This window comes from Thalassospira lohafexi, from assembly GCF_002844275.1.
GTDB lineage: Bacteria > Pseudomonadota > Alphaproteobacteria > Rhodospirillales > Thalassospiraceae > Thalassospira > Thalassospira lohafexi.
Genome location: NZ_NXGX01000005.1, coordinates 301,228 through 326,362, shown reverse-complemented (window position 1 = coordinate 326,362; position 25,135 = coordinate 301,228). Strand labels below are relative to the sequence as shown.

23 protein-coding genes are annotated in these 25,135 nt (G+C 53.0%); 6 read left to right on the top strand and 17 right to left on the bottom strand.

The window, feature by feature from the left end:
- Positions 1-59 precede the first annotated feature (59 nt).
- Entirely contained in the window at positions 60-593 is a 534-nt protein-coding gene (locus tag COO92_RS13990; protein ID WP_101303353.1) for a dihydrofolate reductase family protein, read from the top strand.
- A gap of 141 nt (positions 594-734) precedes the next feature.
- Here the strand turns inward: COO92_RS13990 and rlmH are convergent, their stop codons facing one another.
- The 4 genes from rlmH to COO92_RS13970 form a co-directional block, all read right to left on the bottom strand.
- Entirely contained in the window at positions 735-1,193 is a 459-nt protein-coding gene (rlmH, locus tag COO92_RS13985; RefSeq protein WP_022731621.1) for a 23S rRNA (pseudouridine(1915)-N(3))-methyltransferase RlmH, read from the bottom strand.
- A gap of 138 nt (positions 1,194-1,331) precedes the next feature.
- Positions 1,332-1,721, bottom strand: coding sequence for a ribosome silencing factor (gene rsfS, locus COO92_RS13980; RefSeq protein ID WP_240626439.1), 390 nt, complete (start codon positions 1,719-1,721; stop codon positions 1,332-1,334).
- Between the two features lie 57 nt (positions 1,722-1,778).
- Positions 1,779-2,387, bottom strand: a complete 609-nt coding sequence (locus COO92_RS13975; protein WP_022731619.1) for a nicotinate-nucleotide adenylyltransferase — start codon at positions 2,385-2,387, stop codon at positions 1,779-1,781.
- Positions 2,384-3,670: a glutamate-5-semialdehyde dehydrogenase gene (locus tag COO92_RS13970; protein WP_101303070.1), complete on the bottom strand. Its 1,287-nt coding sequence runs from the start codon at positions 3,668-3,670 to the stop codon at positions 2,384-2,386. Before COO92_RS13970 ends, COO92_RS13975 begins: the two co-directional genes overlap by 4 nt.
- Positions 3,671-3,990: 320 nt before the next feature.
- Between COO92_RS13970 and COO92_RS13965 the strand changes: the two genes are divergently transcribed.
- Complete coding sequence (locus COO92_RS13965; RefSeq protein ID WP_101303068.1) at positions 3,991-5,853, top strand: ABCB family ABC transporter ATP-binding protein/permease; 1,863 nt, start codon at positions 3,991-3,993, stop codon at positions 5,851-5,853.
- Positions 5,854-5,928: 75 nt separating this feature from the next.
- A complete protein-coding gene (locus COO92_RS13960; protein WP_101303066.1) occupies positions 5,929-7,038 on the top strand; it encodes a YHYH protein in 1,110 nt (369 codons plus the stop codon).
- Between the two features lie 19 nt (positions 7,039-7,057).
- Here the strand turns inward: COO92_RS13960 and COO92_RS13955 are convergent, their stop codons facing one another.
- On the bottom strand, positions 7,058-8,014 hold the full coding sequence (locus tag COO92_RS13955; RefSeq protein ID WP_101303064.1) for an AEC family transporter: 957 nt from the start codon (positions 8,012-8,014) through the stop codon (positions 7,058-7,060).
- A 133-nt stretch (positions 8,015-8,147) separates the two neighbouring features.
- On the opposite strand from COO92_RS13955, the gene COO92_RS13950 reads away from it, so the two are divergent.
- Positions 8,148-8,789, top strand: a complete 642-nt coding sequence (locus COO92_RS13950; protein ID WP_165792366.1) for a DUF4269 domain-containing protein — start codon at positions 8,148-8,150, stop codon at positions 8,787-8,789.
- Between the two features lie 13 nt (positions 8,790-8,802).
- Here COO92_RS13950 and COO92_RS13945 read toward each other — a convergent pair whose 3' ends face one another.
- From COO92_RS13945 to nadB, 4 genes are all read right to left on the bottom strand, one after another.
- Complete coding sequence (locus COO92_RS13945) at positions 8,803-9,867, bottom strand: sensor domain-containing diguanylate cyclase (protein WP_101303060.1); 1,065 nt, start codon at positions 9,865-9,867, stop codon at positions 8,803-8,805.
- A 146-nt stretch (positions 9,868-10,013) separates the two neighbouring features.
- Positions 10,014-11,096 carry a GGDEF domain-containing protein gene (locus COO92_RS13940; RefSeq protein ID WP_101303058.1) on the bottom strand — a complete coding sequence of 361 codons (1,083 nt, stop codon included), beginning with the start codon at positions 11,094-11,096 and terminating at the stop codon, positions 10,014-10,016.
- Between the two features lie 235 nt (positions 11,097-11,331).
- The gene (locus tag COO92_RS13935; protein WP_101303056.1) at positions 11,332-11,790 is read right to left on the bottom strand and encodes an MOSC domain-containing protein; all 459 of its coding nucleotides are present in this window, start codon (positions 11,788-11,790) and stop codon (positions 11,332-11,334) included.
- A 35-nt stretch (positions 11,791-11,825) separates the two neighbouring features.
- Positions 11,826-13,472: an L-aspartate oxidase gene (gene nadB, locus COO92_RS13930; protein WP_022731610.1), complete on the bottom strand. Its 1,647-nt coding sequence runs from the start codon at positions 13,470-13,472 to the stop codon at positions 11,826-11,828.
- Positions 13,473-13,710: 238 nt separating this feature from the next.
- Between nadB and COO92_RS13925 the strand changes: the two genes are divergently transcribed.
- Positions 13,711-14,121, top strand: coding sequence for a GFA family protein (locus COO92_RS13925; RefSeq protein WP_051145964.1), 411 nt, complete (start codon positions 13,711-13,713; stop codon positions 14,119-14,121).
- Between the two features lie 40 nt (positions 14,122-14,161).
- Here COO92_RS13925 and COO92_RS13920 read toward each other — a convergent pair whose 3' ends face one another.
- The 8 genes from COO92_RS13920 to COO92_RS13885 all read right to left on the bottom strand — a co-directional run bounded on the left by COO92_RS13920 (position 14,162) and on the right by COO92_RS13885 (position 23,497).
- Positions 14,162-15,133, bottom strand: a complete 972-nt coding sequence (locus COO92_RS13920) for an SAM-dependent methyltransferase (RefSeq protein ID WP_206186414.1) — start codon at positions 15,131-15,133, stop codon at positions 14,162-14,164.
- Between the two features lie 98 nt (positions 15,134-15,231).
- Complete coding sequence (locus COO92_RS13915; RefSeq protein ID WP_101303054.1) at positions 15,232-16,533, bottom strand: esterase-like activity of phytase family protein; 1,302 nt, start codon at positions 16,531-16,533, stop codon at positions 15,232-15,234.
- Positions 16,534-16,698: 165 nt separating this feature from the next.
- Positions 16,699-17,304: a flavin reductase family protein gene (locus COO92_RS13910; protein WP_101303052.1), complete on the bottom strand. Its 606-nt coding sequence runs from the start codon at positions 17,302-17,304 to the stop codon at positions 16,699-16,701.
- 86 nt (positions 17,305-17,390) lie between these two features.
- A complete protein-coding gene (locus tag COO92_RS13905) occupies positions 17,391-18,680 on the bottom strand; it encodes an amidohydrolase family protein (protein WP_101303050.1) in 1,290 nt (429 codons plus the stop codon).
- Between the two features lie 53 nt (positions 18,681-18,733).
- Positions 18,734-19,675 carry an ABC transporter permease gene (locus COO92_RS13900; RefSeq protein ID WP_022731603.1) on the bottom strand — a complete coding sequence of 314 codons (942 nt, stop codon included), beginning with the start codon at positions 19,673-19,675 and terminating at the stop codon, positions 18,734-18,736.
- An 11-nt stretch (positions 19,676-19,686) separates the two neighbouring features.
- Complete coding sequence (locus COO92_RS13895; protein ID WP_101303048.1) at positions 19,687-20,757, bottom strand: ABC transporter permease; 1,071 nt, start codon at positions 20,755-20,757, stop codon at positions 19,687-19,689.
- The gene (locus COO92_RS13890; RefSeq protein WP_101303046.1) at positions 20,754-22,364 is read right to left on the bottom strand and encodes an ABC transporter ATP-binding protein; all 1,611 of its coding nucleotides are present in this window, start codon (positions 22,362-22,364) and stop codon (positions 20,754-20,756) included. Before COO92_RS13890 ends, COO92_RS13895 begins: the two co-directional genes overlap by 4 nt.
- Before the next feature lie 125 nt (positions 22,365-22,489).
- Complete coding sequence (locus tag COO92_RS13885; protein ID WP_101303044.1) at positions 22,490-23,497, bottom strand: BMP family protein; 1,008 nt, start codon at positions 23,495-23,497, stop codon at positions 22,490-22,492.
- A 477-nt stretch (positions 23,498-23,974) separates the two neighbouring features.
- Between COO92_RS13885 and COO92_RS13880 the strand changes: the two genes are divergently transcribed.
- The gene (locus COO92_RS13880) at positions 23,975-25,075 is read left to right on the top strand and encodes a site-specific DNA-methyltransferase (RefSeq protein WP_022731599.1); all 1,101 of its coding nucleotides are present in this window, start codon (positions 23,975-23,977) and stop codon (positions 25,073-25,075) included.
- Positions 25,076-25,135 lie beyond the last annotated feature (60 nt).

Genomic DNA, 25,135 nt, shown 5'->3' with positions numbered 1-25,135 from the left:
TGTTATGGTTGATTGAGGGAAAAGGGGCAAAGACCCCACCAAAGGTTGGATATAAACACATGAGCAAAAAGCTGTTCCGCATTTACATTGCGGTCAGTCTGGATGGCTTTATCGCGCGTGCCAATGGTGCGGTCGACTGGCTGGATCAATATGATCCGGCGGAATTCGATTTTGATAGCTTTCTGGACACCGTCGGGACCTTGATTATTGGCCGGAAGACCTTTGATCAGGTCATGCAATTTGGCGACTGGCCATATGAGGACTGTCGCACCATTGTTTTGACATCCCGTGAATTGCCAAAAGACCGCCCGGCCAATACAGAGGCCTATGGTGGCAGCATCATCGAACTGGTTGATCAGTTGCGGAGCAACCGGGCTGATGATGGTGACATCTGGATCGTTGGTGGGGGATCTGTGGTGACACAGTTCCTGTTTGGTGGTTTTGCCGACCAGCTTGATATCTTTACGGTTCCCGAAGTTCTCGGACAGGGGATTTCGTTGTTCGGGCAAGATGCGGGTGGGATTAAGCCGAAATTGCTGGCCACCGAGCGCTATAACTCAGGGGTTGTCCGTTCCCAATACGGATTGCATTAAAAAACGAAAAATCGCGCCGGAGCCAAGCCGCTCTGGTGCGATTCCTGTTTTATGATCTTTGCTCAGGCATGCCTGTTTCATCACCCGCCGCAATTTTCTTTTCGCGAGTGTAATGAGCGAAGTTTAATCCGCCGGGGTGGGTTATTCGCGGTGGTAGGGATGGTTGGTCTGAATGGCGTGGGCGCGGAAAAGCTGTTCGGCAATAAGGGCGCGTACCAGCATATGAGGCCACGTGGCTTTACCCAGTGACCAAAGCGTATTGGCGCGCGATTTCAAGGCGGGCCCGTGCCCGTCTGCGCCGCCAATCACGAATGCGATATTGCCGGCATATTGGTCAATCCAGCCTTCAAGTTTTTGGGAAAACTCGATCGATCCGTATTCCTTGCCGCGTTCATCAAGGGCGACAACGAACGCGTTGTCAGGGATGACACCCAGCAGAAGTTCTGCTTCGCGGTCTTTAAGCTGATTGGGGGGAAGTTTTTTCTTTTCTTCGACTTCCCGGACAACGAATGGCCAGCGAAGGCGGGCGGCATAATGGTCAAACAGGTCTTTTTCCGGGCCGGATTTCATGCGGCCCACAGCAGCAAGAGTAATTTGCATACGTTTGATCCAGACCTTTGACCGGGCCGTTATCTTGAGTGTCGTCTTTACAACATCGCGCAGTATGAGGCCGATACTGCGTGCAACCGCCTGATTGCACGCAGGCCAGCGACATGCCCAAACAAAGGGTGCTGACTGTTAGTACAGTCGCGCGGCCTGCTGTTTGAGTGCCGGATTTTCAACGCCCCACATCTCTTCGATGTTGTAGAACGCACGTACTTCCGAGCGGAACAGATGAACAATGACGTCGCCGGTATCAACCAGCACCCAGTCACCCTGTTCTTTGCCTTCGGCGGCAGCGCGGCCTTGTCCAGCGGCTTTGATGGCTTCGACAATATGTTCTGCCATGGAAGCGACACGACGTGACGATGAACCGGTTGCAATGATCATATGATCTGCAATCGACGTCTTGTCGGTCAGTTCGATGGTGACAATGTCTTCGGCCTTGTCTTCTGCGAGAGTACTCTGGATCAGCGAAAGCATTTCGCTCGGCTTCAGAGTTGTTTTTGCGGTACCTATGGTCGCCACCTTAATTTTCCGCGGGATGCCCCGGCATGTCGCCGACAGCAAAATTCACCGCGTTGCTTACACCTGCCATCTGCCTTCGGCGCGAATTGCGGTCGAAGATGCCGGATGGCGCTTGATTGGCAGGTATACCCAGGCCGGAACATTTAGATCGGCCAGCAAACCCGCCTTGTCCATCGGGATGCGCCAACGTTCCATACGGCGCGCAGCGGTCCCGGACAATGCCTTGTTAGAATACCCTTCACGGTCGATAACCGCAATGGGAGCATGCAAAATCAACCTGTCCCACCATTTCCATTTATGGAACTGGGCCAGATTGTCTGCTCCCATCAGCCAAACAAATCGTGTTTGGGTAAAACGACGTTGCAAAGCTGCAAGAGTATCCGCCGTATAACGGGTTCCGAGTTCGGTTTCAATTGCAGAAACCACAATGCGGGGATGCTTTGCCATCATTCGTGCAGAATCAAAGCGATCCGCGAGGTCAGCCATGCCATCGCGCGACTTCAGCGGGTTCTGCGGTGACACAAGCCACCATACCGCATCAAGTTGCAGGCGCTTTAATGCCTCAAGCGAGATATGCAGGTGCCCTTCGTGGGCGGGATTAAACGACCCGCCCAGCAAGCCGACCCGCGGTGGGGCCAAATGTGATCTTGGCGCAGCCGCAATCATGGGCGCGTTTGGCCCGTGCCGCGCACGATGTATTTATAGCTGGTTAGCTGTTCGACTCCGACCGGGCCGCGTGCATGCAGCTTGCCCGTAGAAATGCCAATTTCCGCCCCCATACCAAATTCACCACCATCGGCGAACTGGGTTGATGCATTGACGATCACAATCCCCGAATCAACTCCGTTCATGAACGTCGTGGTCGCGGCGGCATTTTCGGCAATGATCGCATCCGTGTGGTGAGAGCCATACGTATTGATGTGATTAACCGCATCCGTAACGCCGTTGACGACTTTGATCGAAACAATTGCATCAAGATATTCGGTCACCCAGTCTTCGTCCGTAGCCGGTTTGATATGGCCGTCAATTGACTGTGCGATGTCATCGCCGCGTAACTCGCACCCCTTGGCGACAAGGGCTTCGGCAATGCGCGGCAGAAGGCGACCGGCAACAGAACTGTCGATCAGGATGGTTTCGGTTGAGCCACATACACCGACACGGCGCATCTTGGCATTGACGACAATGTCGACAGCCTTTTGCGGATTGGCGCTGGCATGGACATAGGTATGGCACAGTCCTTCGAGGTGCTTAAACAGCGGAATGCGGCTTTCATCGGTGATGCGGGCAATCAGGGATTTCCCCCCACGCGGTACAATCACATCAATATATTCGGACAGTTTCAGCATCTCGCCCACAGCGGCGCGATCTGTCGTCGGGATCATCTGGATGGCATTGTCGGGCAGGCCTGCTTTGGCAATGCCTTCGGCCATGCAGTCAAAAATCGCGCGTGACGAATGAAAACTTTCTGACCCACCGCGCAAGATCGCAGCATTGCCAGATTTGATGCACATCGCACTGGCGTCGGCGGTGACGTTCGGGCGGCTTTCATAAATGATCCCGATGACGCCAAGCGGTACCGAAACGCGCGCGATATCAAGCCCGTTATGTTCGGGACTCCAACGTGCCAGTTCACGACCGATCGGGTCGGGCAGTTCTGCAACGGCCTCGATACCTGCTGCCATGCCTTCGATCCGGGCCGGATCAAGGGCCAAACGATCGAGAAGGGCGTCGGTTAGCCCTTTGGCGCGACCGGCTTCCATATCCTTGGCATTGGCGGCAATGATCGCATCTGCATTGTCGCGCAGCTTGGCAGCGGCGGCTTTAAGGGCAGAGATTTTTGGTTCTGACGGGACCTGTGCAAGTTCCAGCGCTGCTTTGCGTGCATTGATGCCCATATCGCGCATCAGTGCTGCGATATCCTGGTTTTTGATACTGGCAAGAGCCGTCATGGTCCTGTTTCCGTTCCTTTAAGCGTGTGCGTCTTTGATCCGCATGATGGATCGTTCTTTTTGTGATTTTATCAACAAATTGACAAAATAGACCGCAAACCGTTTATCCGCAATGATCTTGGGATCAAAATACTTATCCGTGATCGAGCCTGCGACGGTTCTCCTCAGAACAGTGCGGTTTGCTCCGACGGGGTCAAGTCGACTTAAGCTTGCCAAACCGGGTGTGCCGTTCCATTTGTTGATGACAGAATGAAAAGGCACACCGTCAGAGCATACCGCAATGCCGCCGGTGACCGTTTGGGGATAAGATTTTGAAAAATATGGGTTCCGGCCAGTCAACTGCGCGCGCAGAGCTTGGCGTTGTTAAGAACTTTTTGCCGTATTTGTGGCCACGCGGCGAGTTTGAGCTTCGCGCGCGCGTCGTCATTGCCCTGTTGTTTCTCGTCGGGGCAAAGGTCGCCAATGTCTATATGCCGGTGCTGTATAAATATGCCGTCGATGCGTTGGGCGGTGCGGGACAGAAAACTGGCCAGGCCGCGTCTGGTGGCACAGATACCACATCATTGATTGTTGTCCCCGTTGCCCTAATTGTCGGGTACGGGATGGTGCGTATTCTGGTGTCGGCCTTTGGCGAATTACGTGATGCGGTTTTTGCCAAAGTGGCACAGCGTGCCATTCGCACATCTGCCCTTGGTGTGTTTGAACATCTTCACGGGCTTTCGTTGCGGTTCCATCTGGATCGACAGATGGGCGGGCTTTCGCGCGCGATTGAACGCGGGGTCAAGGGGATTGAATTCCTGTTGTCCTTCATGCTGTTCAATATTTTGCCTACCCTGCTTGAGATTTTCATGGTCTCGGCAATTCTGTGGGCGCTGTATGATTTCTGGTTTGCGCTGATCACGTTTGTCACCATCGTGATTTATATTGCCTTTACCCTGATCGTCACCGAATGGCGGATGAAGTTCCGCCGCGAAATGAACCAGCGCGATGATGAGGCCAATACCAAGGCCATCGACAGCCTGATCAATTACGAGACGGTCAAATATTTCAACAACGAACCGCACGAAGCAAGGCGTTATGATGCGGCCCTGCGTGGGTATGAAACGGCTGCTGTTTTGTCACAGGTGTCGTTGTCCAAACTTAATATCGGGCAGGGTGCGATCATTGCCGTTGGGTTGGTTCTGAACATGCTTTTGGCGGCCAAGGGCGTTCAGGATGGCAACATGACGGTTGGCGACTTTGTTCTGGTTAATACCTACCTGTTGCAGCTTTATATGCCACTTAACTTCCTTGGATTTGTCTATCGTCAGATCAAACAGTCTTTGACCGATATGGAACGGATGTTTTCGTTGCTCGACGTCGATAAGGAAGTTGAAGACAAGGCGGGATCGGCTGAACTGGCATGCAGCGATGCGGCCATTCGGTTTGAGGATGTAAAGTTTTCCTATAACCCGGACCGCGAGATATTAAAGGGTGTCAGTTTCGAGGTGCCAGCGGGCAAGACGGTTGCGGTTGTCGGGCCAAGTGGGGCGGGTAAATCGACACTGACACGGCTGATGTTCCGGTTCTATGACGTGTCGGCAGGACGGATCACCATCGACGGGCAGGATATCCGCGATGTGACGCAAAACTCGCTCCGTCGGGAAATCGGGATCGTGCCGCAGGACACCGTTCTGTTTAACGATACGATTGCCTATAATATCTCCTACGGGCGTCCGGGGGCTGAGCAGTCTGAAATTGAAGACGTTACCAAACTTGCCAGCATCGACGGCTTTATCGAAAACCTTCCCGAAGGGTTCAAAACCAAGGTCGGCGAGCGTGGTCTTAAGCTGTCGGGTGGCGAAAAACAGCGGGTGTCGATTGCACGTATGTTGTTGAAACGTCCGAAAATCATGATTTTTGATGAAGCAACCTCGGCCCTTGATACCCGAACCGAAAAGGATATCCAGCAGGCGTTACGCGACGTGTCACGCGGGCACACGACCCTGATCATTGCGCACCGTCTTTCAACCGTGATTGACGCCGATGAGATCATCGTTCTTCGCGATGGTCAGGTGGCCGAGCGCGGTCGTCATCAGGACCTTTTGAGCCAAGAGGGGCTTTATGCCGAGATGTGGGCGCAGCAACAGGAGCTCCGCGAGGCCGAGGAACTCCTTGCCCATGCTGGGGAAATTCCCGGCTAGGTCAAATTTGGACTGGACCCTTGTGACGTCATCCCCAAATAATGGGTGACGTCACATTCTTTGGGGGAAAGTCTGTTGTCTAAAATCACACGTCGTCAGCTTCACGCATTACAAACACATCAAGACCATGATGGTCATCATCATGCGCATCGCCATAACGCACATTCCCATATCCATGAACCGATGGATGAGGGGCAATATGCCGGTGACAATCGTGATGACGTTGACCGCATGCGTCGGAATGTTCTGGTTGGGATGGGTATGTTGCCGTTGGCGGGGATGGTCTTAAATCCCATGCATCAGGCATGGGCGCTCAGCAACGAAGTCAGCATTCGCGAAGACAGTCGGTATCGTTACATCACATCCAATGCGATCCCGGACCATTCCATGGGAAGTTTCCCCAATAGAAGCAACCCGAATTCAATCAAGGCTCAGTCGCTCGAATTTCGGTTGCCGATTAATCCTGAACGCAGTGGCCGGTTCATGCCCAACCCGCGCAATTTATTTGGTGTCGCGGTAAATGGTGTGCCCTTTGATCCGTTTACGGCGGAGTTCTGGCAACGAGACCGCAAATCGGGTTGGCGCTACGAGGCGATTTCACCGACATTGGATTTGGGGCTTGATCAGAACAATGCCCATGTGCAGCCAAACGGCACGTATCATTATCACGGTGTCCCTAAGGGATTGATCAAAAGCTGGTCACCAGATCAGCATTCCATTCGCATCGGTTTTGCCGCCGACGGTTTTCCGATTTATGCAATGTTTGGCTATGAAAATCCCAATGATCCGAATTCGCCTATCACACCATTGCGCAGTTCATGGCAGGTAAAAAGCGGTACGCGCCCGGGTGGTCCAGGTGGAAAATATGACGGCACGTATGGCGAGGATTTTGAATTTATTCCGGGCCTTGGTGATTTGGATGAAGCCAATGGCCGCGAAACGGTCACCCCGGAATATCCAAACGGAACATATGCTTATTTTGTAACCGAGTCCTTCCCGTTTATTCCGCGCATGTTGGCCGGCATTTCAGATCCGAGTTTTGACAAGGGACCGGGCGGCATGCCACCCGGTGGAACAGCTGGTGGCCCAAATGGCGGCCCCCCGGGTGGTCCTGGTGGACGCCCCAAGCCGGGTCGAGATGGTTTCCCCGGTCAACGCCCTCCACTTGGCAAGCCGCCGCGTTGATATGAGCTTGGCCGCTCTGTCAGGGTAGTGGCCCGAAAATCTGTGTCAGGTCAAGCAACCACAAGGCGGTGCTGATGGTAATAAAGGATAGTGAGGTCGCAAACATAAGCGATGCGGCGCACAGTCCTTCGTGACCATAGCGTTGGCCAAATATCGGATAGATGCTGAGCATCGGTGAGCAGGCAAAAGCAACGCAGGCGATTTGCAAAACCGGATCGATATCGGGCAACGCCCAGACCAGTGCAAAGACGATCAACGGATGCAAAATCAGTTTTGCGGTGATGATACGCGCCACATCGGTACGCAGGCCTTTTAGTTTGAGCCCAACCAGCCCACCACCGATGACAAACAGCGCAACCGGTCCGGATGCGGATGCCAGCATATCAATGGCCTTGAAAATCGGGCTTGGGATGGTCCACCCTGAAAGCGAAATACATAGGCCCAGGACAATGCCGATGATGATCGGATTTTTGCCAAGTTTCAGGAATGCTTTAGCTAGAACGCGGCCTTTGCTTTGGTCTTCGTTCTGGCTGCTGTCGCCCAGCACAAGCGCCATAGGCATCATCACAAGGTTTTCGATGATGACACATAAGGCCAAACCGATTTCAGCAGCTGGTCCCAACAGTTGTAATACAATTGGATATCCGACAAAGCCACTGTTGGAAAACGACATGCCCATGCCTTGTAGCATTGCGTTGGATTGTCTTTTCTTCGCGACCGCAAGGGCATAAAAATACCCCGATGAAAACAGGATGATCGATGCACCGCCATAGGCGAGCAGATAAATCGGCTCGATGACTTCTGAAAGGTCACGTTGTGCCAAAGCCCGGATTAAAAGGCACGGCAGGGCGAAGTTCATAACAAAGGCGCCCATGCCACGCACAATGGTTTGTGGAACAATGTTGCGGTAAACAGCAAAATAGCCAACCGCAATAATCAGGAAAATCGGTGTGGTGACGGCAAGAATATCAATCATCTGATAGAAGATCCCGATGAGTTGGCTGGTGCTACAAGGTGTGAAAGATGCGTGCGGACAGAGGGGGCGTGATCCATTGCCTCAGGTATCAGCCTTGCGTAGCACAGGGTCAAGAAACAGAACGGATTTGATCATGAACCAAACGGTAATAGATTGGCCCGATCCCTTGTGTGCGGCGGCCTTTCGCGGGCTGGAAAAGTTACAGAAGGCATCTGATATTGGTGCGAATGTGGCTTTGGCGTTGCAGCAGGCGGATGTTTTGGGCCTTTTGGCGGAATTTGATCCGGTGATCGCGGGAACCTTGCCAATAGCGATCAACACGGAACAGTCCGATATAGATATCCTGTGCCATGCGGTCGATCTGTCACGGTTCAATGACTGTGTCGACAGCACATTTTCGAGTTACCCACACTATCGTCGTCACCAGCGCGCGCCGACAAACCATGTCGGGGTGGCAAGTGTTGTAAGGTTTGAGTGCGCCGGGGGTGATTGTGACGGGTTTGAAGTCGAGATTTTTGCAACTGATTGCCCGAGTACAGCCCAATACGGATTTATCCATATGCTGGCAGAGGCCAGAATTCTTTCCCTGCTTGGACCCGATTTCGCAAAGAACGTTCGCGCACTTAAACGCCAGAACGTGAAAACCGAACCCGCATTTGCGCAGTTGTTAAGGCTTTCGGGTGACCCCTATATTGGGGTGGCGGAACTTGCAAACATGTCAATGGATGAAATGACGGCGTTTGTTAACCGCAAGGGCCTGTTTGTGGTTGGCTGAAAGGAAATTTAGCCTATGTGGCGGGAATATTCAGCGCCTTATAGACAACGTTTTCAATGCCTTGTGATTTTGCCGATCCAAGGGCTTCTTGGGCAACGCCAAGAATTTGATTTGCCGTGAAATGTTGTTTTGCCACTGGTGGTGCCCATGTTGCACCAACACTGATGGTAATGCGGGTGGGGTTGCCGTCAGCATCATAGAACCGGCACTGTTCGCGGACGGTGTCACAGAGTTTGAAGCCAAGAAAGCTTGTCTGTTCTTCACGGACTGTTGGCATCAGACAGGCAAAATCGGAACCATCAATATGCCCGACGACATCGCGGTCACGCAGGCTTGATGTGATGGCCGCAGAAATTGCCTGAATGATGTTCTCGGCTGTTTCATCGCCGTAGTTCTGTTCCAGCTTATCAAATTGATCAATTTCAAACCGGTATATTGCAAGCGGTGTGTTTTGCAGTCTGGCATTGATCAGTTCACGATGAAGAAATTCAACAATACCGGTTTTGTTCCAGATGCCGGTCAATGGATCAATCAGCATACGGTGTTTGGCCGGTTCAAGATCATCAAGGACCTGTTGTGGACTGCGCGCACCATAGCGTATGGCGATGGTTGTTTCGGCCCAATGCCCCAAGTCTTCAAGAATTTGAATGTCTTCCGCAGAGAATGTGCGCGCGACGCTGTCCACAACACACAGGGCGCCGATTTTAAAGCCATCCGGATTGGTTAAAGGCACACCGGCATAGGCCCGAACATGCGGAACGCCAGTGACCAATGGATTATCGGTGAAACGTTGATCGCTTGTTGCATCTTCGACGATAAAAGGGACATCGTCATTAATCACATGGCCGCAAAATGAAATGTCACGCGGGGTTTCGGTTGTCGGTTGATTGATGTTGGATTTGAAAAACTGCCGATCATTGTCGAGCAGTGAAATCGCAACGATTTCCGAGCCGAAGATACGCTGTGCAACACGTGTGATACGGTCCAGTTCCGGGTCGGCTTTGCTGGTCAGAATACCCATGCTTTCAAGGGATTTCTGACGGGCATATTCGTTATCTGGCCGCTGTGCGGATTTCACTGTGCATCCCCCGATGTTCCAAAGCCCCTTTGCCGTGAAGTTTTAGGGATTTTGGACACAGGATCAAGTCAGCATTTTTTGATTAAGACGTGTTTTCGCCCGGGCTTCAGGTGCCTGTTGTATCCTGTCTGAACGTGGTCGGTTTATTATTCTTCGAGCGTTTCGAGGCTGCCATGTTCATCAAGCGGGATGTAACGCACCGTATCGCGGCCGCCTTTTTTTGCTTCGTACAGGGCATCGTCGGCCGTTTGTAATACCTGATCAGAGCTGTATTTCGTCGTCGCGTGCGGCGATAGCCATGTCGCCCCGACACTTACCGTCACCGATACCAACTCGCCGTCTTTGTTGGTGACCTTGCATTGCTCGCGGAATGTTTCGCAAAGCTTATAGCCAAGATACATCATACGTTCCAGACGCAACCCGGGCAGAATACAGACGAATTCTTCACCGCCAAACCGCCCGATGATGTCCTGATCGCGCATGCTCGACGCCATGATTTCAGAGATCGACTGTATCACCTTGTCGCCGACCAAATGACCATAGGTGTCATTGACCCGTTTGAAATGATCAATATCAAGCATGAAAATACCAACCGGCGCGCTTTTGATTTGTGCCGATGAAATCTCGCGCCCCAGAAGTTCTTCAAGCCCGCGCCGGTTCCAGATACCTGTCAGCGTATCAATCAGAACGTCACGTTGTGCGGTATTGAGGTCTTCGAGAAGTTGTTTCTGGCTGCGTTCGCTATAGCGCAGCGCAATTACGGTTTCGACCCAATGGGCAAGGTCCTGAAGCGTTGCGATTTCGTCCTTTGTAAAATCGCGTTTTTTGCTATCAATGACGCAAAGCGTGCCAAGCTTGTATCCTTGCTGATTGGAAATCGGAACGCCAAGGTATGATCGGATTTCCGGACCACCTGTCACAAGTGGGTTGTCGTGAAACCGATCATCATCAAGCGCGTTGGAGACAACAAGTGGTGCATCATGCATCACCGCATGCCCACAAAATGAAATGTCGCGACCTGTTTCTGAAACGGAAAGATTGACACGCGACTTAAAAAATTGCCGATCATTGTCGAGTAAGGATATCGCAACAATATCTGATCCGAACAAACGTTCGGCCAGCCGCGTAATGCGATCAAGTTCCGGATCGCGCGGCGTTGAGAGCAATCCCATTGCTTCGAGTGATTTTTGACGATCAACTTCGTCAGAAGGAACGGGCGCTGGTTTCACAAATCGATCTCCTAGCTTTCTCAGCCGAGATTTAGAAAATACGGGACAGTCTCAACACGTTTCATCAGCAAGTCGGTTGTGCGTTAAAGCAACTCGAAACCAGCTTGCACCGCGACGCGTTATGGGCTCATGGCGTAATGACCCATCCCAACCCAGGCAATTGATATCCCTTAATCAGGTTGGTTCGATTATCCCGTATTTAAAGGTAGACCCTAAGTATAATCTACCAAAGGTGTCAATCGGCCATCGATGTGATCTGCACAGCATCACCGCATTGAATGGTGCCGTCTTTGATGACACGGCATGTCACACCGCCGCGCCAATCTGGACGAAGGGCTTCTTCAAGGCCTTTTGCGGCGTCTTCCATCCGGCGACACGGGTCGGTCTCCCCGGTGATTTCAAACACGACTGAGCCAATTGAAATTTTGGCTCCGATGTCACGCGGAAGGGGAATGCCGCTGACCAGAAGGTTTGCGCGCCGGGTCGTCCAGGGAAGATCTGCTCGATCAATAACCGCGCAGGCTGTTTGCCAGTCTTCATTCGACAGGATGGTGACCTGGCGTTTACGCAATTTTCCCCGATAATCGCCATCAACGCCCAATGCCGTCGAACATGCGACCTTTTCGAGCGTCTCCATCGGGGCGCGCGATTTTGCCTTACGCGCGATCCCGATCAGTTTGGCTTGCCCGGTCATGCTTCTTGTTCCTGTTTGCTGATGTTGCCGATGGATCAGGTTTTCCACTGACCGGAAATGACCCAGCGACCGGCGAAGTTTTCTGGCACCAGAATGGTCTGACGCGGGGAGCCGCTTTCGTCGAGTTCGGGATAGTCGGTGGTGTAATGCAGGCCACGGCTTTCGCGGCGCCACAGGGCCGACTGAATGATGAGTTTGGCAACAACCGACAGGTTGCGTAGTTCGAGCAAGTCATTGGTGACGCGGAAATTTCCGTAATATTCGTCAATTTCCGACAGCAACAAATCAACCCTGTGCTGGGCGCGCTGAACCCGTTTTGTGGTGCGGACAATGCCGACAAAATCCCACATTACGTTGCGCAACTGTTCCCAGTTATGGGCCACAATGACTTCTTCGTCTGAGTCGGTAATGCCGGTTTCATCCCACTCGGGGATCGGTTTGAAATGATCTTCGACCGGTAGGGCTTCGATAATGTCCTTTGATGCGGCTTCGCCAAACACCAGACATTCCAACAGCGAATTGGATGCCAAACGGTTCGCGCCATGCAAACCAGTACCGGCACATTCCCCAATTGCATAAAGCCCGGTAAGGTCGGTTCGACCGCGAAGGTCGGTCAAAACCCCACCGCATGTGTAATGTGCTGCGGGTACAACCGGGATCGGTTGCTTGGTCATATCAATGCCATAGGTCAGGCAGGTTTCATGGATGGTCGGGAAGTGTTCCCGAATGAAATCTTCGCCTTTGTGGGTGATATCAAGATAAACGCAATCGGCACCAAGGCGCTTCATTTCATGGTCAATTGCGCGTGCAACGATATCACGCGGGGCCAGTTCGCCGCGCTCATCAAAGCGGTCCATGAAACGCGTACCATCGGGCAATAGCAGTTTGCCGCCTTCGCCCCGTACGGCTTCGGTAATCAGGAATGATTTGGCTTGCGGATGATAAAGGCATGTGGGGTGGAACTGGCTGAATTCCATGTTCATCACCCGGCACCCGGCACGCCATGCCATGGCAATGCCATCGCCGGTCGAGCCATCCGGGTTGGACGTGAAACGATAGACTTTGCTGGCGCCACCTGTTGCCAGAACAACGGTGCGGGCATTAAATGATTTTACCTGCCCGGTTTCGAGATCAAGTGCATACGCCCCGATACAACGCCGGCCTTCGCCGCCAAACTTTCGGTCGGTGACAAGATCAATTGCCAGAAAGTTTTCAAAAACCTTGATGTTGGGGTGATTGGCGGCCTGGCCTTGAAGCGTGGTTTGAACAGCCCGCCCGGTGGCATCAGCAGCATGGACAATGCGACGGTGGCTGTGCCCACCTTCACGCGTCAGATGAAAAGGTTGATCATTCCCGCCTGCCGGATCGCGGGTCAATTGAATGCCAAGTTCATCAAGCCATGCAATGGCACGCGGTGCATTGGCCGCAACATATTCGACCGTTTCACGCTTGCACAGGTCAGCCCCGGCAATCAGCGTATCGCGCACGTGGTTTTCGATACTGTCAGCGGCATCAAGCACTGCGGCAATGCCACCTTGCGCCCAATTGGTCGAACCATCGTCGATCTTTCCCTTGGAAAGAACCGCGACTTTTACGTGGGGGGCGAGCTTAAGGGCGGTCGACAGCCCAGCAGCACCGCTGCCAATAACGAGCACGTCATAATTGAAAGAGTTTTCGGACATGTTATCCCATCACATTTGGGCAGGACTGGATGGCGGGGAATGGCGCGGTGGCGTCTTCATCCTGCCCTTATCAGAAGCCGCAGAATAGGACTGCTTTTCGCCAATCTCAAACATATTTGTCTGAAACCCGTGCCTGAAATTGATTTGCGGCTGTTTTGATCGGCGTTAACACCTTGCGATATGCTGATCACCCGATAAATTAAATCGCATGGATCAATTGTAATTTGGGGGCATTGTCATGATCAAGAAAGCGGACACGAACGTCGTTTTCGACGGTGGATGCCATTGTGGTGCGGTGCGTTACAGCGTGATGGCACCGCTTGAAGATGCGGTGATGTGTCATTGCCAACTATGCCGTAAATTACACGGCCATGTCAGTTCGTATGCCGGTTTTGATAAAAGTGCTTTGACGCTTGTACGTGATGCCGGATTGCGGTGGTATCGGATATCGCCAAAGACGGATCGGGGGTTTTGCAAGGAATGTGGTTCAGGGATTTTCTGGCGCCCGGTCAAGTCCGATCACATGGCACTAATGCCCGGTACCCTTGATGACAGTCAGGGTCTTAAAACCGGCGGGCAGATTTTCTGTGCAGATAAAGGCGATTATTATCCGATTGATCCATCAATCAAGGAAATTGCGGCGTCCTGATTTGAACGCCGCAATTTGATATGATGATTGGGTTCAAACCCTAGTCCTGATCGGTCACGCCGGGGACTTTCAGCCAGGTCAGTTCGTGCTTGTTGTTATAAAGGTGCACAACCTTTGATCCCGGGATATCTGCAAACTGGGTGATGGCGGAATAGTCGGTGTCACCTTGCAGTTTGATGGTGCAGATGAAATTGGTTGCCATAGCGGCATCCATCCATTGATTGACCAACTGATACAGGCGATCCGGGTAACAGATCACGTCCGAACACAGCCAGTCGATATAGCCAACTTCTTCCGGGTTAAGGCCAAAGGCACTTTCCTGACGGAAATCAACACGCGGCAATTTGGCGATATTGGCGTCAAGGCGGGCTTTGTCGATGGAAATGACATCGGTACCAAATTCATGCAAAACCCACGTCCAACCGCCGGGGCTTCCGCCCAGGTCCATGGTGCGATCACCAGCCTGCGGTCCCACACCAAGGCGTGTAAAGGCTTCCCACAATTTCAAATAGGCCCGGTTGGGCGGTGTTACTTTGTCTTCTTCAAACTCGAGCTCGCCGTTTTTCCAAGGGCTGGAACAATCAGCAGACGCGATGATGGTATCAGGATCAATCAGGGTCCATGAGCCAAGCGGTGCCGTTGGGGCCGGTTCGCCAAAAATCTGACGTTTGGCCGACACATGGGGCAAGTGTGCCTCAATCAGTTTGGCGCGGGAAAAATGGTCAAACTTGAACATTGCCCAATTGCGCTGATTAAATTTCAGGATTTTGGCAGCACCCTTGATCGAGGGAATCGCAATCCGTACCGGGTTGCGCCAGACATTCTGGGCCCAGAACACACGCCGTTCCGGACCGGGTGCAAACATCAAACGGTCGTGGCGCTCGGTGACATCGCCAAGTTCATTGAACAACTGGTCTTCAAACCCGACAGGGGCAAGGTAACCCGTTTCATTCATTGGCTCGATCACGGATTCTACGCCGTCGGGCGTATCGAATATCTGTTTTTCTGTCATCATGGGCCTGCTTTTACGCCCATTTCACGCAATAAAAAAGCGGGAAAGCCGCATGGCAGCTTTCCCGCAATGATGTACGGTAAAAGACAGGCTGAGAATCAGTATTTATCCGCCTGAACCAGACCGTCGATCAGGATAACCTGGGTCGGGTCGCCCTTGATGCCAAAATCGTTATCATTGATCATGGCCAATGCGCCATCACCCATGATTGCCAGACCTTCAAGTTTGTTGGGGGCCATCGGGTAATCGGCACTGTCAAAACGAAGAGTTTTGGGAACCGCGATCAGATCAAGCTTGGAAAGATCGTTTTCCTGCTCAAGTGTCGGGTTGGTAGACATGTCATCCCAGCGGCTTGCCAGAATGTTGGTCGCACCCGCCAGTTTGACTTCATGCAGCTTGGTGGTTTTGTCGGTACGTTCAAGAACCAGAAGGCGGTCATTGCCCAGTGCGAGCACTTCGGAAATGCGCGGTGAGTTCTGTTTGTCCGTCGGATCGTTGCGGAAGGTCTGCGGATCATCAAGCTGATAGATATATTCGCCGCTTAGCTTTTCAGATATGCGGTCATAGACGAACAGACGGGTGTTCTTGGCGGCTTTGTACGCATCGGCATTCGGGTTTGCCAGCGGGTTCTGAACCATGAAATACAGCTTGGTTTCATCTGGCGATACGGCCATCGATTCGATGCCGCGGTTCGTCTGGCGTTTGACCAGAATGGCCGGGAGACCACCGGTGACCTTATAGGCTGCACCGTCGAAATCTTTTTCAGATCCAGCTGGGACAATACGGTTGATCACGGTGCCGTCGGCGGCAACATGCAGAACAGACGGGCCATTTTCTTCACCAATCCAGTAGGAACCATCGGTCAGGCGAATGATGCCTTCGGCGTCGATGGATGATACCGACTGTTCCAGCGCATTACCGTTGGCATCAACCGGCTTTTCGGTTTTGGCAACGGTCAGTTTGTTGGTAAGGCCGGTCAGTGGAATACCGTTTTGATCCTTGATGGTGATGACATCCTTGATGTCAAAACTGCCATCGTCATTGAGGAAAATGGTGTAGATCGACGGCGAATAATCCGGGGTCGGATAGACACGGACTTTGTTGCCATGGCAGACGGCGTCTTCTGAAACGCCAAGAACGGTTTCAACATCACCGCAAACAAAGTTCGGGCCACGGTCAGACACGGCATAAAACATATTGGCCGGATCGCCCGGACGACGATACGCACCCGATCCCAGACCAACGGTCAGATCACGTGCCTTGCCGCCATCAACCATAACCGTCGACAGATTGTTGATTGCGCTTTTGGTTTCGAAAATCTTGGCTTCGCCCGCCATTGCCGTTCCGGCAAGAAGCAGTGCTGCGATGCCGGCAACGCCGGCCGCAAATGTATGTTTCATAAAAGTGCCCCCAGAAAAATCATCAGAAACGTAAAAAAGCCCAGCTCAAGCCCGGTTGATGTTCGAGCGAACTGTGTTGCTTTTCACATTAGAGAGTTTCTGTGACAGTTTGTTTGCGCTTGCGCGTCGCTTTCATGAAACAAACCGGCGATCAAGTAACAGGGGTTACTTCCAAAAATCTTCGCGTTTGACGGTAAAGGTTTCCGAGATGCTGGCGTATTCCTGATACCCCAGCCGGGCAAGCGGTTCGAACAGGGTAATATCAACCATGCCATCGCGAATGATCGCATCATCAATATGCAAACCAACCACGGTGCCAATCACCATCGCGCAGGGCTTCTCCGGGTTGGCACTGGGCAATTCGACGATCTGAAATACTTCGCATTCCATATGGATCGGAACACCCTTGATCAAATGTGGTTTCACACATTTAGCAGGCATTTTTTCAAGACCGGCATATTCAAATTCGTCTTCTCCCGGCGGTAATGGTGCCGAACAGAAATTGATTTCACGCAGCATGGATTTTGGTGCGACGGCGGCGACAAATTCGCCGGTATCGCGTGCGTTGCGCAGGCTGTCGACCGATCCCCCCGACGAAAACATCACCATTGGCGGATTGCCATGCACCGCATTGAAAAATGAATAGGGTGCAAGGTTTGGCCGCCCGGCTTTATCCACCGTCGAAATCCAGCCAATCGGGCGTGGTGCCACGCAGGCCTTAAAAGGATCGTGGGGAAGATTGTGGGAGGTTTTTCCGGGTTCGTAGAACATGAGACGTCCGTTCAGAGGGTAATGGTTTCTATTCGGTCGGCGGTTATGCCCCGATCAGCTTGATATGTCGATCACCGGGCTTTGGATCAAAGGGCCGGTGCATATTCATGTTCACGTACATGGTCGGGGCGGTCATTCAAATGCAGGCGGGTTTGTGCCATCGGGGTTTCGGCGATGATTTTACCGCGCCGGATGACAAACAGGCGATTGGCCCGAATGCGGATGGCCTCAATGGTGTCGCGGGCTTGCAGGACAACAAAGTCGGCGTTGTTGCCAACTTCAATACCGTATCCTTCAATCCCCATGATCTTGGCCGGTTCGGTGGTCACGGCGTTAAAGCAGGCCCTGATGTCGTCGCGTGATGTCATTTGTGCAACATGAAGCCCCATGGACGCGACTTCAAGCATATCCCCCGACCCCATCGAGTACCAAGGGTCCATAACGCAATCATGGCCAAAGGCGACGGTCAGACCAGCGCTGCGCAATTCCGGCACACGGGTCATGCCACGGCGTTTGGGATAGGTGTCATGGCGCCCCTGAATGGTGATGTTGATCAGCGGGTTGGCAATGGCGGAAACCTCGGCCTCTGCCATCAGGGCGATCAGTTTGGATACATAGTAATTATCCATCGAATGCATCGAGGTCAGATGCGATCCGGCCACACGGCCCTGAAGGCCAAGGCGCTGGGTTTCATAAGCCAGCATTTCAATATGGCGCGACATCGGGTCGTCTGTTTCATCGCAATGCATATCGACCCGCAAACCCCGGTCTGCGGCCATTTCGCAAAGCTCTGTGACGCTGGCTGCCCCATCGGCCATGGTGCGTTCGAAATGCGGAATGCCGCCCACCACATCGACACCCTTATCAAGCGCACGGATGACGTTTTGCTTGGCGGTTGGGCTCCGGAAATAGCCATCCTGCGGGAAGGCAACCAATTGCAGATCAAGATACGGGGCGATCTGCTTTTTAACGTCAAGCAACGCATCAACCGCCAACAACCGATCATCGCAGACATCAACATGGGTCCGGATCGCAAGCAGGCCCTTGGACACGGCAAGGTCACAGTATTTAAGGGCGCGTTCAATGACGGCATCGGGGGTCAAAAGCGGTTTAAGCTCCCCCCAAAGTGCGATGCCTTCAAGAAGGGTGCCAGACTCATTCATACGTGGCAGGCCAAGCGACAGCGTCGCATCCATGTGGAAATGGCTGTCGACAAAGGGCGGGCTGACCAGCATGCCGCCGCAATCAATCACCTCAAGCGCAGGGACATCAAGATTTTCACTGATCTCGGCGATTTTGCCATCGACAACTGCGATATCAACGCCCGTTGCACCATTGGCAATGTTGGCATTTTTTAGGATCAGATCGGGCTGCATGATGTCGTCCTTGGTTGGTGGTGGCGAATTCGGGTTTGAGGTCTGCTGTCAGATCAGCGCTGCCCTTTAAACCAGGGGACCAAAAGTGCTTTGGGGTAATCAGCTTTGCGCGCAACCACGATCAACGCAATGATCGAGAGGATATAGGGCATCATCAAGAACACTTGCGATGGGAAAAACGCACCGACTTCGGTTTGCAGGCGGACCTGAAATGCATCAAACGCCCCGAACAAAAGTGCACCAATCAGCGCCTTGCCCGGTCGCCAGCTGGCAAAGACGGTCAGCGCAATGCAGACCCAGCCACGTCCATTGATCATGCCAAAGAAAAATGCGTCAAAGGCCGACATGGTCAAAAAGGCGCCGCCCAGCGCCATCATGGCCGAGCCGACCACAACAGCCCCAATGCGCAATCCGTAAACCGAAAGTCCCTGTGCTTCAACCGACGACGGGTTATCGCCAACGGCACGGATCGCGAGGCCAAGTGGGGTGCGATATAAAACCCAGCCGGTAACAAACACCAGCACAAGAGCCAGCATCGTCATCGCGGTTTGTGAAAATAAAGCCTGCCCGATAAACGGCAAGTCAGACAGTATCGGGATATCAAGCGGCTGAAACGGGATGATCCGCGGTGGCGATGACACATCGGGCAATGCGGTGCGATAGGTGAAATAGGACAGACTGGTCGCAAGCAATGTTACCCCGATGCCCGATACATGCTGGCTCAGGCCAAGCGGCACGGTCAGGATCGCATGGATCAGTCCGAAAAATCCCCCGGCAAGGGCGGCAACCAGAACGCCGCCCCAAAGGCCAGCCCCCAGCCAAACAGCCATCCAGCCCGCCATGGCACCAGCGGTAAAGATGCCCTCGATCCCAAGGTTCAGTACACCGGCCCGTTCGCAAACAAGTGCGCCCAGTACCCCGAAAATTAGCGGAGTGGCAATGCGAATGGCGGCTTCCCAAAAACTTGCGGCCAAAAGGATATCAATGATTTCCATGTCTTTTCCCCTTAACCGGCTGTCTTTCTGCGGTCGAACCGGACTTTAAACCGGGTCAAAAATCCGCCGATCAAAACGCACAGCAACGACATCGCAACAATCAGATCGGCCAGATAGCTTGAAACACCAATCGCCCGGCTCATGGAATCTGCCCCGACAAATACCGATGCAACGAAAAGTGCCGATATAATAACCCCCACGGGCGACAGGCGCGCCAACATGGCAACAACAATCCCGGCATAGCCATATCCCGGTGACAAATCGGTTGCGAGATATCCACGCGTCCCGGCAACTTCGGAAACCCCAGCCAGTCCGGCCAAGCCACCGGAAAGGGCGGCGACGAGGATCATGGTTTTGGTCACTGAAATACCGGAAAATTTCGCCGCAGCAGCGTTTTCACCAACGGCACGGATTTCAAACCCCCAGACGGTACGTTTGACAAAAACTGCCAAGCCACTTGCGGCAACCAGCGCAATGATCAGCCCCAAATGCACGCGCATGCGTTCCAGAAGCGGGGGCAAAATGGCGCTATCAATGATCGGTTCTGATTGCGGCCAGCCCATCGACATTGGGTCTTTCAAAGCCCCTTCCAGCATCATCTGAACAAATAGCAGGACGATGAAATTCAAAAGAAGGGTGGTAACGACCTCATCAACACCCATGCGGGTTTTCAAAAGCGTCGGCCCGATCAGCATCAAGGCCCCGGCCAATGCGCCCGCAATCATGATCACCGGGATCATCACCCAGCTTGGCCCGTCAATCACGCCGGTTCCAACGACAACGGCCGCCATGGCCCCCATGTAAAGTTGTCCTTCAGCACCGATGTTCCAAAGCTTGGCGCGAAACGCGATGGCAGCGGCAAGCCCGGTTAGGATCAAGGGCGTGGCGCGGGTCAGCATTTCGGAAGTCGAGAAGACCGAACCAAATGCACCAGTGATCATAAGGCCATAGGCGTCCATAATCGGGGCGCCTGCCAAGGCCAGCGGAATGGCGGCAAGCAGGATGGCAAAGACGGCAGCGAAAACCGGAACACCATAGACAAGGATCGGGCCGGGATTGGATCTGGGTTCGAACCGGATCATGGCGTTTCTCCCTGACGGATGGTGTTGCTGGTCTGTGCTTGCTGTGTATAGGTTTTGGTTTGTCCGGCCATCATCAGGCCAAGCTCGGATCGGTCAATGGCATCGGTTGGAATGGCCTTTGAAACATGACCGGCGTGAATAACGACAATCTGGTCCGAGATCGTCAAAAGTTCGTCCAAGTCTTCGGAAATCAGAATGACGGCAGCACCATTTTGCCGCGCTTCAAGCAAGCGGCGGTGGACTTCGGACTGTGCGCCAACGTCGAGGCCGCGTGATGGCTGATTGGCCAAAATCAGTTTTGGCGATTTTTCCAAGACCCGGGCCAGAATAAGCTTCTGGATGTTGCCACCTGACAGCAATCTTGCCGGTGCGCCCGGGCCGGGGCAACGTACATCGTAATCCTTGATTGCCTGTTCGGCGCGTTTGCGAATGGCGGCGAAATCAAGGAAACCGAATTTTTGATAATCCTTTGACCGGACGTCTTCGATGGCGATGTTCTCGGCAACACTCATAGATCCGACCATGCCATCGTGATGGCGGTCTTCGGGAATACGGGCAATGCCGTTCTGGGCAAATTTATGGGCATCGAATTTTGTAACGATTGCTTCAAAAATCTCCACAATGCCACTATCGGGTTTATCAAGACCAGCAAGCAATTGTGCCAGTGCGGCCTGTCCATTGCCCGATACACCAGCAATGCCAAGAATTTCACCTTCGCAGGCGGTCAGGTTTACACCATGAAGGGATCGCCGAGCATCGCCGCGATCAATCGTCACATCTGACAATCGCAACACAGGTGCACCCGGTACGCGTTCGGTGCGGCGGCTGACCGGGACCTCGCGACCGACCATCAGTTCGGCAATCGAGCGATGATCGGCATCGCTTGTTTGCATTTCTCCGACTTTCTTCCCACCGCGTAAAACCGCAATACGGTGCGACACGGCAAGGACTTCGGCGAGTTTATGGGCAATGATGATGACCGAAAGGCCGGTTGCGGCCAGTTGGCGCAAGATGACAAACAGGCTGTCGGCTTCTTGCGGCGTCAGTACTGCGGTGGGTTCATCGAGAACCAGCAAGCGCGCGTCGCGATAGAGCGCCTTTAGGATTTCAACGCGCTGCTTTTCGCCGACGGTCAGTTTGTGCACTGGCTGATCAAGATCGACATTCAAGCCTGATCCTGACATCAGATCCGCCAGCTTGGCGCGCGCCGCCGTCCGGTCGCGCCGCAGTCTGAAAATCGGTTCGGTGCCAAGGACAATGTTATCAAGCCCCGACAGGTTTTCTGCCAAGGTGAAATGCTGATGAACCATGCCGATCCCGGCATCAAGGGCAGCTTGCGGTGCGCCGGGTTCAAGCTGTTCAAGATTGCCATCGCGATTGGTGACCGTGACGGTGCCTTCATCGGCGACATAATGGCCAAACAGGATGTTCATCAATGTGGTTTTGCCCGCACCGTTTTCGCCAAGAAGGGCGACAATTTCGCCCTTATGGACCTTAAGGTCGATGGCATCATTGGCGATCAGCGGGCCAAATTTCTTGGTAATCCCTGCAAGCTGAAGCAGCAGTTCCGGGGACGTTTTATGTGATGAGTGCGCAGCAGATGACATCCGGGTAATCCGTTTGGTTTTTATGCGTCACGCTGTGGGGCGATAATGTGGTGCGTGGCCTGTTGGCCCAAAAAGAAAGGGCAGGTCGGCTTTTATACCGAACTGCCCTGCATTTTAAGGAAATCTTACATAGAAGATTTCGGTTCTTCGTCATTCACCGTGACGGTGAACTTGCCATCAAGAATTTCAGCTTTCTTGGCCTCGACGTCTGCAACCGTGCCATCGGGCAGAAGTGCCGGGTCAAGCACGACGCTGCCGCCGTCATATTCCATGTAGCTGAATTTGCCGTAATTTTCGGCTTTGAACTCACCGGCTTTGACCGCCTCAATCGCGTGGTCAACGGTGGCTTCCATGTGCCAAAGGGCCGAGCCCAGAATGGTCGACGGATAATCCGCCGCGGTGTCGATCACGTTGCCAACGGCAAGGATATCGCGTTCCTTGGCGGCATCGGAAACGCCAAAGCGTTCCGCGTACATGATGTCGGCACCTTTATCGATCATGGCAAAGGATGCTTCTTTGGCCTTGGGCGGATCGTACCAGCTGTTGATGAAGGTCACCATGAATTCAACATCCGGATTGACCGATTTGGCACCTTCCATGAAGGCATTCATCAGGCGGTTCACTTCCGGGATGGCAAAGCCACCGACCATGCCGATTTTGTTGGTTTTGGTGGCCGCACCGGCCGCCATACCAACCAGATAGCTTGGCTCATGGATGTAGTTATCAAAGACCGAGAAGTTTTCGCCTTCCGGGCCAAAACTTGAGCCCATCAGAAACGCAGTTTCCGGATACTGTGCAGCGACTTTACGTGCGGCACGTTCAACACCGAAAACTTCCCCCAAAATCAGGTTGGAGCCATTTTCGGCATATTCGCGCATGACGCGCTCATAATCGGTATTGGCAACGTTTTCGGAAAATTCATAGGAAATGTCACCGCGTTCCTGGGCTGCGTTCAGCGCCTTGTGGATACGCGAGACCCACTGCTGTTCGACCGGAACGGTGTAAATTGCCGAAACTTTGATCGGATCAGCGGCCTGTGCCGGCGCGCCAAAGCCAAATGACACCACCGCTGCTGCGGCCGCCATGGCCGAAAGCAGTGCACGGCGGGAAAGGCCGAATGTACCAGACTTCATTATGTCCCCCTGAAGGTTATTGCCGTTGTGCGAAGTTCAACTTTTATGGTCAGTTTGTGAGCAGATTGTATACGCGATCAGAAAAGAGGCAAGGCAAGTTCTGTCCAAATGGTCAGTTTTCGCCTGTTACGCTAAGTATTTGGGATGACATTCAGTTTTGAGGATGTGTCTGGCGTGCAGAAGGCTATGGCCTTGCGTCTTTAAGATGATGCGCATTGTTCTGAATGAATGTTTTGCACGGCAAAGAGGGGGGCTATTCTGCGGAGTCTGACCGGTCTGACCGGTGAAAGACGCCTTGGCGGGACACGATCCAAAATCTTCCGGTTTTTGAAGCAGACCGGTTAAGATTGTCTAAACAGTCAGCGCACTTTCTAACACAATGCGAATCCTTGAAAAATTTCGGAGTCGGTTAACTCTTTCATTAACTATTTCGGTTGATGCTTTGGTCAAGTTTCAAGGGGGAACCTAGAAGGCATCATGACAAAAAAGACATCTTTACCACTTGATCAGGTTTTGGTTGGCGACTGCATCGAAATGATGAACAGCCTGCCAGAGAAATCCGTCGATCTGATTTTCGCCGACCCGCCCTACAATCTTCAGCTTGGCGGTGATCTTTTGCGTCCGAACAACTCCAAGGTTGATGCGGTCGATGATCACTGGGACCAGTTTGACAGTTTTCGTCACTATGACGAGTTTACCCGTGACTGGCTGACAGCAGCGCGCCGTGTGCTTAAAGACACCGGTGCGATTTGGGTGATCGGTTCGTACCACAACATTTACCGCGTTGGTAATACGCTTCAGGACATTGGGTACTGGATCCTCAATGACATTGTCTGGCGTAAAACCAACCCGATGCCGAATTTCCGTGGCAAGCGGTTCTGCAATGCGCATGAGACGCTTCTGTGGTGTTCGAAAAGCGAAGAGCAAAAAGCAATCACGTTCAATTACGAAGCGATGAAGCAGCTTAATGAAGGCTTGCAGATGCGCTCGGACTGGTTGATGCCGATTTGCTCTGGCTCGGAACGTCTCAAAGACGATAACGGCAAGAAAGTCCACCCGACCCAGAAACCCGAAGCCTTGTTGCAACGTGTTTTGTTGGCAACCACCCGTCAGGGCGATGTTGTCCTTGATCCGTTCTTTGGGACCGGTACGACGGGGGCTGCGGCACGCCGACTTGGACGTCACTTCATCGGGCTGGAGCGCGAAGAAACTTACGCCGAAGCAGCCCGTGAACGGATTGCCAAAGTGCAGATGCTTGATGGTGATAGCCTTGAAGTTACCGAATCGAAACGGTCGCTCCCGCGGATTCCGTTTGGTGCAGTGATCGAACGTGGCCTGCTGTCGCCGGGCGAGAAAATTTATGACAACCGTGGCAATGTTGCCGCGATGGTCCGTGCTGATGGCTCCATCAGTCATAAGGATAATGCGGGTTCCATTCATCAGATTGGTGCCCGTGTACAAGGCGCAGAAGCTTGTAATGGTTGGACTTATTGGCATTACAAATGTGATGGCCGATTGGTTTCGATCGACAATCTGCGCAGCCAGCTTCGCAAGGAAATGGGTCAGGTCCCCGCCTGATCCTGATCGGGAATTCCCGGTTAAATCTATGATGCCTAAAAGCCGACGTGGTTTAAAAAC